Origin of the sequence: Intestinibacter sp. (assembly GCF_022780145.1) — a bacterium.
Classification (GTDB): domain Bacteria; phylum Bacillota; class Clostridia; order Peptostreptococcales; family Peptostreptococcaceae; genus Intestinibacter.
Window position 1 is genome coordinate 1 of sequence record NZ_JALEXO010000129.1, and the last position, 2397, is coordinate 2397.

General features: G+C 31.3%; 2 protein-coding genes. One reads left to right on the plus strand and one right to left on the minus strand.

Annotation, left to right across the window (positions count from 1 at the left end):
* Positions 1-866: beta-ketoacyl-ACP synthase III (locus MR593_RS04855; RefSeq protein ID WP_290690326.1), on the minus strand; the 866-nt coding region annotated here is incomplete at its 3' end.
* A gap of 215 nt (positions 867-1081) precedes the next feature.
* Between MR593_RS04855 and MR593_RS04860 the strand changes: the two genes are divergently transcribed.
* Positions 1082-2140, plus strand: a complete 1059-nt coding sequence (locus MR593_RS04860) for an NAD(P)H-dependent flavin oxidoreductase (RefSeq protein WP_290690327.1) — start codon at positions 1082-1084, stop codon at positions 2138-2140.
* Positions 2141-2397 lie beyond the last annotated feature (257 nt).

Below are 2397 nucleotides of genomic sequence, written 5' to 3' on the forward strand. Positions count from 1 at the left end.
GCAATAGGAATAGATGCAGCTGAAGTATTTCCATATTCATGTATGTTTATATAAAATTTATCCATAGGTATATCTAATTTTTTTGCTGCAAACTGGATGATTCTATCATTCGCTTGATGTGGTACTATATAATCGATATCGTCTAAAGTTAAATTATTTTGTTTTAAAATTTCTTTTATAAGCTTAACTATTGTAACTGTAGCGAATTTAAATATCTCTCCACCATTCATTTGCAAGTAAGAATTTAAAGTAATCACTTCATCTACATAAGGATTATCTATATCCTTAGCTCCAATAGTAAGATTTTCCCACTTTGATCCCTTTGAGTTACAAATTACATCTATAATTCCTTCATCTTCATCTAAAGATAAAACAGCTGCTCCTGCTCCATCTCCAAATAATACACAAGTAGATCTATCCTTCCAATCTAATGCCTTTGACAATGTTTCAGCTCCGATAACAAGTGATTTTTTTATGTTATTTTGCTTCATCATTGATTTAGCAACGTTGATTCCATAAATAAATCCTGAGCATGCAGCACTTAAATCAAACGCAAAAGCATTTTTAGCTCCTATATTTTTTTGAACTATACAGGCTGTAGCAGGTGTAAACATATCTGGTGTACATGTTGCTACAATTATTAAATCTATATCTAATGCATCTATATTCGCATTTGCTAACGCATTTAAAGCAGCTTTTGATGCTATATCTGATGTATTTTCTCCTGTAGTAATATGTCTTTGTTTTATGCCGGTTCTTGAAGTTATCCACTCATCGTTAGTATCTACAATTTGACTTAACATATCATTAGTAACGACTTTAGATGGTATATATTTTCCAACACCAGCTATAACTACATTGTCCATCTGCCCCTCCTTTTGAATTTTATTTTTAATTTTTAAAATATTTATTAGTAAAATATTTTGATATTCAAAACTTATTACTATCAAAATATATTATAATTAAAACAAAAAGTCAACAAGATTTTCCAAAAAAATAAATTTTTCTTTATTTAAAACGGTTTCTATAGTATAATTAGTTAATCTTAGTACATCTTTTATTTCCTGTTGGAGGAAATATTATGAAAGAATTAAAAATTGGAGACTTACTTATAAAGGTTCCCGTAATACAAGGTGGTATGGGAATAGGAATATCTAGAGCTTCCCTAGCCTCAGCTGTCAGCAATGCTGGTGGATTGGGAGTTTTATCAGGTATAAATATGGGTTATGATGAAGAAGGATTTAAAAAGAATCCTCTTGATACAAATTTAAAAGCATTAAAAAAACATATTAAAAAAGCAAAGGAATTATGTAACAATAAACCTTTGGGCATAAATCTTATGGTGGCTATGAATTTTTACGAAGAACATGTAAAAGCTGCTATAGAAGCTGGAATTGATATTATAATCTCTGGCGCAGGTCTTCCTGTTAAGTTGCCAAAATACACAGAGGGCTCTGATGTAAAAATCGCACCTATTGTGTCATCTGTAAAGGCATGTAAGTTGATACTTAAAATGTGGGCTAAAAAATACGACAAAACTGCTGATATGATAGTTGTCGAAGGTCCTAAAGCTGGTGGTCATTTAGGATTCCACGAGGACGAGCTAAAGGATATCGATGCTATAGATTACGATGGAGAATTTTTAGGAATATTGAAAATCGCAGAAGAATACGGACAAAAGTACAATAAAGACATCCCCGTAATTGCAGCTGGTGGAATTTCTACTAGCTCTGATGTAAAAAAATACATCGATATGGGCGCTAGTGGAGTCCAAGTCGGAACTAGATTTGTAGCAACAGAAGAATGCGATGCCGACATTAATTTTAAAAACGCTTATGTAAATTGCAAAAAAGAAGACATTGAAATAGTAAAAAGTCCAGTCGGACTTCCTGGACGTGCTATACACAATAAATTTTTAGAAAATTTAAAAACAAATAAACCTAAAATAGATAGATGTTATAATTGTATGGCAGCATGTAATCCATCTATTACTCCCTACTGCATATCTCAAGCTCTTATAAATGCAGTAAACGGCGACATCGACAATGCTCTAGTTTTCTGTGGAGCCAATGCTTACAAAATAGACAAGATCCAAACTGTCAAGGAAGTTATAGATGAATTGACTTCTGAAATTTTATAAATATAAATTATCGATAAAATAGAAAGCCTCTATACCAATTAAGGTATTCAGCTTTCTATTTTTTTACTAATCTATAACTTTTATAATCAAAAACCGATACTTTCTATAACCCAATCAGAATCTTTGCTTTTCTTTACGAGTTCCATATCTGTTGAATACGTAGCATTTTTATCACTAGGTTTATACCCTAATTTAACAAATAAATTGTCGCTCCAGTAAGTAACATAAATTCTTCGTTCATAAAAACCATCTTTATC

Bases quoted from the DNA above. Each gene is read 5' to 3' on its own strand.
- MR593_RS04860 (WP_290690327.1), top strand. From the start codon at position 1,082: ATGAAAGAATTAAAAATTGGAGACTTACTTATAAAGGTTCCCGTAATA.